We start from the raw sequence: 6,981 nt of genomic DNA, 5'->3' as shown, positions 1-6,981 counted from the left end.
GCATTATTTCAATAGATGATATAGATATCGACTCTTTTAACTCACCTAAGATCAAGAGTATTTTCACAACCAAAGAATGGATAGAATATATATCTGAGGATTCAGATGCGATACCTATTATCATAAAGATAGAAAAAGAAAGAGAACTTATAGGATATTTTACTTGTCTTAAAATAAAAAAATTCGGGATAGGAATTATTGGTAGTCCTTTTGAGGGATGGAGTACATGCTACATGGGGTTTGATTTCGTCCATGATGCAAATCGAATGGATATACTTCCAACACTGTGTGAATTCCTATATAGAGAATTTAAATGCTCCTATATTGAAGTCACTGATAGAACCATAAGCATTGAAGAAGCTGAAAAATATGGGTTTGTGTACATACCCGTACACACTCTTGAACTTGAAATAGATAGAACAGATGAAGAATTGTTTAATGTATTTAAAAGTGACTGTAGAAATTTTATACGTCAGTTTGAAAGACGAGGAGCAACAATTGAAATTGCTGAACCTAATGATATTTTTGCAGAAGAATATTATTGTCAATTGGAAGATGTTTTTGCAAAGCAAGGTTTGGTGCCAAACTATTCTTGCAAAAAAGTAAAGTGTATCCTCAAACACTTGAAAGATACTGACAATGTTTTATGTATACGAGTTAGGGATCAAGAAGGAAATAGTATTGCAACTTCAATTTTTTTTGGCTATAATAATAAATTCTATTTTTGGGGAGGAGCGAGTTACCGCTCGGGACAACACTATAGACCAAATGAGTACATGATTTGGACGGCTATTAAGTATTGGAGAGATCGAGGATGCTCGACTTTTGATATGGTTGGGGTTAGAGATTATAAAAGAAAATTTGGTCCACATGAAGAAGTATATGCAAAATTAATATTTACAAAGTACCCCATCTTGTTGCCATTAAGAAATATGGCAAAAAAAGCTTATTTTACTTTGCTTAAAGTTAAGGGATTAGTAAGGAACAAGAACAAGAAATAAAACATTACTATGTATATTAATTGAAAATGGATGGAGATATAAAATGAACGAAGTAAGAGCATCTGTAGCAATGGCAGTATATAACGGAGAAAAATACATCAGAGAACAAATTAACTCAATTATTAGCTTGCTTGGACCTAGTGATGAATTGATCATTTCCTATGACAAATCAACGGACCATACTTTAGATATTATTAAAAGTTATGAAGAAAAGGACTGTAGAATTAAAACAGTGCTAAATATATACAAACCCGGAGTAAGTGGAAACTTTACTAACGCAGTGAGTCACACAAGAGGTAAATACATTTTTCTTTCTGATCAAGATGATATCTGGTTAAATGATAAAATAAACAGAGTTGTTGAAGAAATGGAACGAACTTCAGCTGATTTAGTTATACATGATGGAAGATTTGCCAATGAGAATCTTGAACTATATGAAGAAACATTATTTGTATTTACTAATTCTTCAAAATCTCCATTCAAGAATTTTATAAAGGGACGGTTTTTAGGATGTTGTATGTGCTTTCGAAGAGAAGCAATGAGCTACATTTTACCATTCCCAGATATTACCAATGATTTTCCACATGATATTTTTGCTGCAATTATGGTTGGAATAAAGGGGAAAGTGGTACTCGTTGATGATGTTTGCATTTATCATCGAATGCATGGAGGAAATGCTACTCCAAAGAATAGAAATAGACTATTTGTGATTGTATTAAATAGGTTAATACTATTTATATGCATTATTTCAAGGCTATTAAGAAATAAAGGGTTTTATAAATGAGAATGACGATAAAAAAAAATCTTATATTTTATTTTATTTTATTTTTAATATTAGCAATTCCATTGACTAATAATCAATATTTTTATTATTATGCATTCATATTATTGTTCTTTATGGCCCTTTTTTATACGAATTCTTATAAATCATTAAAATATGTTCAAAACGCAGATAGGCAGAACAGTAAAGAATGGATAATAAAGTATTATCCGGCTGTTTTGTTGTGTACATGGTGGTTCGGTATTATAGTTGGACTTCTCAGAGGAAATCAAATAGAGAATATAGTTCAAAATTTTGCTGGTACATTATGTTATTTACTATATTATGTTTTTTTATATAAAAAAATTGATAAGGATGCAATTATTTCAAGCATTATTAAAGCATCAGTTCTTGCAACGTTGTTTACAGCATGTGCTTATCTACTTACTATTGCGAACAATGCCTTTTGGCCGTTTAGTAATGTTACATATAATGTTCATACAAAAAGTGTAATAACCTCGGTTGAACCACTTGCATTTATCCTTCTAACAACAAGTATATGGGGAATTTTCGTGCTAAATAATAGCATATGGAAAAAACTAACATTAAGTATACTTTTTTTGTTAGCCTCATGGGTTTTGTTAGCAACAAACAATATGGGGGGGTATAAATTGGGATATGTTATTGTCCTGGGGATAAGCATATACTATGCTCTATTTTTTAATGCTGGCTACAGTAAAACGGCTAAACTCCTCGGAACTTTGTGTTTTATAGCAGCAATAGCAACAATAATTATTCTTGATTTTACTTCTAGTCAGTCAATAGCAAATATTTTTTCGTTGAATGATGCAGGAAATGAAAAAAGATATTATCAGATAAACATAGTATTTGATCGATTTAAAATACTGGGGAATGGAATAGGTGCTGTTTATGAGTATTCAATATTGGGGAAAACATATTCGGGATATGGGATAGAGGTGTCATATTTAAATATCATAGACAAATATGGGATATTGTCAGCTGGTATACTATATGTATTTGCAAAAACGCTAATTATTCCTATGCGTTATCTTGGAAAAACTAATGAGAATGGCTTAAGAAACATGTTGGCAATTGGGTCTTGTGGTTACTTTTTTGTTGCAATTGGTAACCCAATTTTATTTTCTGCTTACAATGTTATACTTCATTGCATTGTCCTTTATTTACTGACAGGTATTCGCTATAAAAGAAATTAGGTTTTAATTGAGGATTGCTTATGAAATACAACATAAAAAAATATTTGCAAATAGATTTTATTCTTGCACTATTTTTTAGAGGGAGTGGAGTTCTACTAAGTTTTGTACTAAATATAGTACTAGCTCGTAAATATGGACCTGAGTTAACTGGAGAATATTTTATATTCTATAATTTTATGACATTAGTGGCATCTATTGCATTTATGGGACTTAGTTATGTTATTGTTCATCGATTAACACCACTCTATGGTGTAAACAAGTCTGAAGAATCTGATACTGGGAACACTTTGCTTTCTTTGACAGTTTATATTTTATTAGCCAATTTATTACTTGTTAGTCTAACAATAGCAATAGCTTCTCCGTGGCTATCTAAATATCTGGGTGGCAGTGCAGAATATGTAATGGCTATTATAATTTCGGCCATAGGAATCCTTCCTTATACTGCAATTATGACATTAGCTGAACTTCTTAAAGCATTAAAAAAACCTAATCAAAGTATTCTTGCAATTAATATTTTAGTTAATGCTGTCTTCATTTGTTTTCTTGCATTGAATTCAAATATAGCAATTAATGAAATGTTAGTCTTGTTTGGCATTTCAAATGTTATAGCATTTATTTTAATAATAATTATTAACTTAAGTCAAATCAAGAAGGTTGGACTAAGAATATTTTCATTGTCAAAAACCATAAAAAAAACTGAGGAATACAAAGATTTATGTCGTGACTATTTGAATGAAAATTGGCAACTTACAGCTGTTGGTGTGTCAAATGTAGTTTTGAATGTTTTTGATACTCTCGTAATAGGAAATATGCTTTCATCAACTGATGTAGCCATTTATAGCATTGCCAATAAAGTGGTTTCATTTGGCAGCATAATTCTTACAACAGTGAATGTTGTGATAGGGTATAAAATCGCAGAACTATCCTTTACAAACAACAAGCAAGGATTAAGAAATATATTAGTTAAATATACAAGAGTTATGATGCCTATAAGTCTTGTGTATTATGTTGCGGCTATTGTATTTTCAATGTTCATTCCTACGATATTTGGTATCGAGTATGATGGTAGTGTAAATCTCGCGATGGTTCTTGCGATTGGACAAGTAATAACGATCGCAACAGGCCCATGCTCTTACTTCTTAATCATGACCGGTTACACAAAGAAGTATAGGCAAATTGTAGTAACAACAGCTGCATTAACAATAGTATTGAATATTATATTAGTAAAATTGTTTGGAGTCTATGGATCAGCGATTAGCAGTGTATTTGTTCTGTTTTATAAAAATGTATATACGTTTATCTTTGCAAAAGGTACTGTGGGATTAAAAATATCCGATTTCTATGTGAGGTGTATGAGAAATGAATGTTGAACTACATATAATTATTGTTTGGCACAATGCTCTTGAAAAAGTTTGTGAAATTGAAAAAACGATTAGTAAAAAACTGATTATTCTTAAAAAAATAGAGTATCTATGGGACGAAAAAAATGCAAGCAAAAATTTTGCTGCCTTCTATGGAGAAAAGTTAGAAAACATACAATATAAAGTGGAACATTGTGGATCCGGTTATTTTATATTGTTCATAGTGAGAGATGATGCACCAAAATACGAAGCAAGAAATACTACATCTGGTGAACGTATTGTGAATACTAACCTATTTGATCTCAAGTCTACACTTCGAAAAATAACCGGCGGCGGGCATATTATTCATGCAAGCGATACACAACAGGAAGCTAATACCAATAGCATCAGCCTATTTGGCAAATGTATAAATGAATATGTAAACAAAGAAAACAGTAATGTACAAGCTGTTCCAATCGAGACTATTCGGAGAAATATTAGTGGTGTGTGTGGTTGGGTATCGTGGGAAGAACTATTCGATATTCTTGGCAAGGGTACGAAATATGTAGTGCTAAGGAATTATGAAACATTGCTTAGTAAGAAGAAAAGCGAACATGGTGATACTGACATTTTAGTACTCGACAGACAAATTGCCAACACTCTGATTGGGGGCTCTAAAGAGTATTTAGGAAAAGATCGAGTGTTGATTTCGACTATTGTAGATGGCAACACTGAACTTATTGATATTAGATACTGTGATGATGGCTACTATTGTTCTGAATGGGAACATCATATAATTGAAAATAGAAGATTAGCCGAGAACAGTTATTTCTATATACCAAATGATGAAGATAAAATGTATTCATTATTATACCATGCACTAGTTCATAAACCATTCATTAGCAATGGATATTTGAACGACATGATGCTTATGTTTTCTGAAACGTCAGAAAATAAATTAAGAACAATACTCCACAATTACATGAATAAAAAAGGCTATTATTATACTATGCCTATAGATAAAAGCGTGTATATAAACCCTGTGTACTTTAAATATATAAAAGTACCATTTGGAAGAAGAATATACTGTACATTGAAGAAAGTTAAGTATTGGAGAAAATACGATGAAAAAAAAGAAAATAAATACTCTAAAAAGATTCATTCGCTTCTTAATCGCGGATACTATCTGGCTCTTAACACATTACGGAAGATTAAAAGCAGAATTAAGAGATGATGGAATTGATAAAGTTATCCCATTCAAGTTCATCTTTTGGCACAGTGGATTTAACTATTTTACTGGTCTAAAAGAAGGAAAAAAAGTATTCATCAAGGTCTGCATCGGTGAATACAACACTATAGCAACAGAAGCAAAACTTAGAAAGTACCCCAGTATTAATTGGTGGATCCCCAAGATTGTGTCTTTTTCACTCAAAGGAATTCCGTATATAGCAACCGAATTCATAGAAACAAAAAGGAGTAGCAGAACACTTAAAAATGAAGAGTTGAAATTAGTGCTGAATGAGTCATGCCAGATACTAGATACGCTTCATGAAAATGGGATTGTGCATAGAGATATTAGACCTGAAAATCTAATGCTTACAGACGATAACAGATTACTTTTGTTTGATTTTGGATGGGCTGTTTTTAGAGAAGATGGATATAGTAAAAGTAAATATGATTTAATAGAAAAGATACTAAACATGGAGTATAGAGATAAAAACGAAAAATTTGATGATGCGTATGCAATGTATCAATCACTAAAGGAACTGCTTGGAGAAGATAAAAGCGAAGACTTAATAGATGTAAAGAATAGGATTGGACGATTTGTTTTATAAGCAATTTGGTGATATCTATTTAGCCCCCTAACCGAATTGGACAAAGAAACTTAATCTGGTACCTTTAAAAACAGGAGGGGGCAAAATGAAACGTAAAAGGTACACACAAAGAATTTAAAGACCAGGTTGTTAAAGAATCTCTTGAAGTGGACAACGCTGCTATAGTTGCCCGTAAGCACGATTTATCCGTAAATATGGTCAGCCGTTGGGTTGGGGAACATGAAAAACAAAATAAATTAGCTGCTGGTTCTCCTTATGGCAATGGACATAATCAAAGTTCAAAAGTACTTAAATCTGAAAACGAAAAACTTAAAAAGTTGCTGGGCGAAAAGGTGGGATATACCCGATTTGTCAGACACACGGTAGTTAGGTAAAATAACAACTGTGGGGAGGATGAAATTATGGGTAACACTGGAAAATCTATGATGCTGAATTTAGGAAAGATGCTGTAAGATTGGCAAAAGAAAGTGATCGATCTGTAGCGACAAGGCAAAGATTATGGCTGGAAGCTGAATTAAGAGCATAAAAGCGCAGGAATAAAGATTTAGAGGAATCAGTAACCATATTAAAAAAAGCTGCGGCCATCTAAAATGTACCCATAGGGTTGGACACAAAATTTAAAAACTAAGATAAAATGGAGGTATGAATAAACGAAAAAAGTACAGCCCTGAAGAAAAAGCGAAAATAGTATTGGAGGTTCTCCGCGAGGAAAACACCCTGGTCGAAATCTCTAATAAATACGAAGTAAGCCAGCAGTTAATAAGCCGATGGAAGTCTGAATTTTTAGCCAATATGCCCTCAGTATTTGAT

General features: G+C 32.2%; 8 protein-coding genes. All 8 read left to right on the top strand.

Features of this window, described 5'->3' with window-relative positions:
• Window positions 1-1,001 (top strand): GNAT family N-acetyltransferase (locus KO464_02770; GenBank protein MCC7572292.1); only part of this gene is annotated, 1,001 nt, incomplete at its 5' end.
• Between the two features lie 43 nt (window positions 1,002-1,044).
• Window positions 1,045-1,785, top strand: coding sequence for a glycosyltransferase (locus tag KO464_02765; GenBank protein ID MCC7572291.1), 741 nt, complete (start codon window positions 1,045-1,047; stop codon window positions 1,783-1,785).
• Window positions 1,782-2,996 carry a hypothetical protein gene (locus KO464_02760; protein MCC7572290.1) on the top strand — a complete coding sequence of 405 codons (1,215 nt, stop codon included), beginning with the start codon at window positions 1,782-1,784 and terminating at the stop codon, window positions 2,994-2,996. The genes KO464_02765 and KO464_02760 overlap by 4 nt, the downstream gene beginning before the upstream one ends.
• Before the next feature lie 20 nt (window positions 2,997-3,016).
• On the top strand, window positions 3,017-4,366 hold the full coding sequence (locus KO464_02755; protein MCC7572289.1) for an oligosaccharide flippase family protein: 1,350 nt from the start codon (window positions 3,017-3,019) through the stop codon (window positions 4,364-4,366).
• The gene (locus KO464_02750) at window positions 4,356-5,570 is read left to right on the top strand and encodes a hypothetical protein (GenBank protein ID MCC7572288.1); all 1,215 of its coding nucleotides are present in this window, start codon (window positions 4,356-4,358) and stop codon (window positions 5,568-5,570) included. Before KO464_02755 ends, KO464_02750 begins: the two co-directional genes overlap by 11 nt.
• On the top strand, window positions 5,461-6,171 hold the full coding sequence (locus tag KO464_02745) for a protein kinase (GenBank protein MCC7572287.1): 711 nt from the start codon (window positions 5,461-5,463) through the stop codon (window positions 6,169-6,171). Before KO464_02750 ends, KO464_02745 begins: the two co-directional genes overlap by 110 nt.
• A gap of 146 nt (window positions 6,172-6,317) precedes the next feature.
• A complete protein-coding gene (locus KO464_02740) occupies window positions 6,318-6,545 on the top strand; it encodes a hypothetical protein (protein MCC7572286.1) in 228 nt (75 codons plus the stop codon).
• Window positions 6,546-6,813: 268 nt separating this feature from the next.
• Window positions 6,814-6,981: transposase (locus tag KO464_02735; GenBank protein MCC7572285.1), on the top strand; the 168-nt coding region annotated here is incomplete at its 3' end.

Origin of the sequence: Methanofastidiosum sp. (genome assembly GCA_020854815.1) — an archaeon.
GTDB lineage: Archaea > Methanobacteriota_B > Thermococci > Methanofastidiosales > Methanofastidiosaceae > Methanofastidiosum.
Note: the sequence above shows the minus strand (reverse complement) of the source record. Positions and strands in the feature narration are given on the sequence as shown.

What these genes read in the sequence shown, in the direction of transcription:
- KO464_02765 (MCC7572291.1), top strand. Translation starts at nt 1,045, where the DNA reads ATGAACGAAGTAAGAGCATCTGTAGCAATGGCAGTATATAACGGAGAA.
- KO464_02760 (MCC7572290.1), top strand. Translation starts at nt 1,782, where the DNA reads ATGAGAATGACGATAAAAAAAAATCTTATATTTTATTTTATTTTATTT.
- KO464_02755 (MCC7572289.1), top strand. Translation starts at nt 3,017, where the DNA reads ATGAAATACAACATAAAAAAATATTTGCAAATAGATTTTATTCTTGCA.
- KO464_02750 (MCC7572288.1), top strand. Translation starts at nt 4,356, where the DNA reads ATGAATGTTGAACTACATATAATTATTGTTTGGCACAATGCTCTTGAA.
- KO464_02745 (MCC7572287.1), top strand. Translation starts at nt 5,461, where the DNA reads ATGAAAAAAAAGAAAATAAATACTCTAAAAAGATTCATTCGCTTCTTA.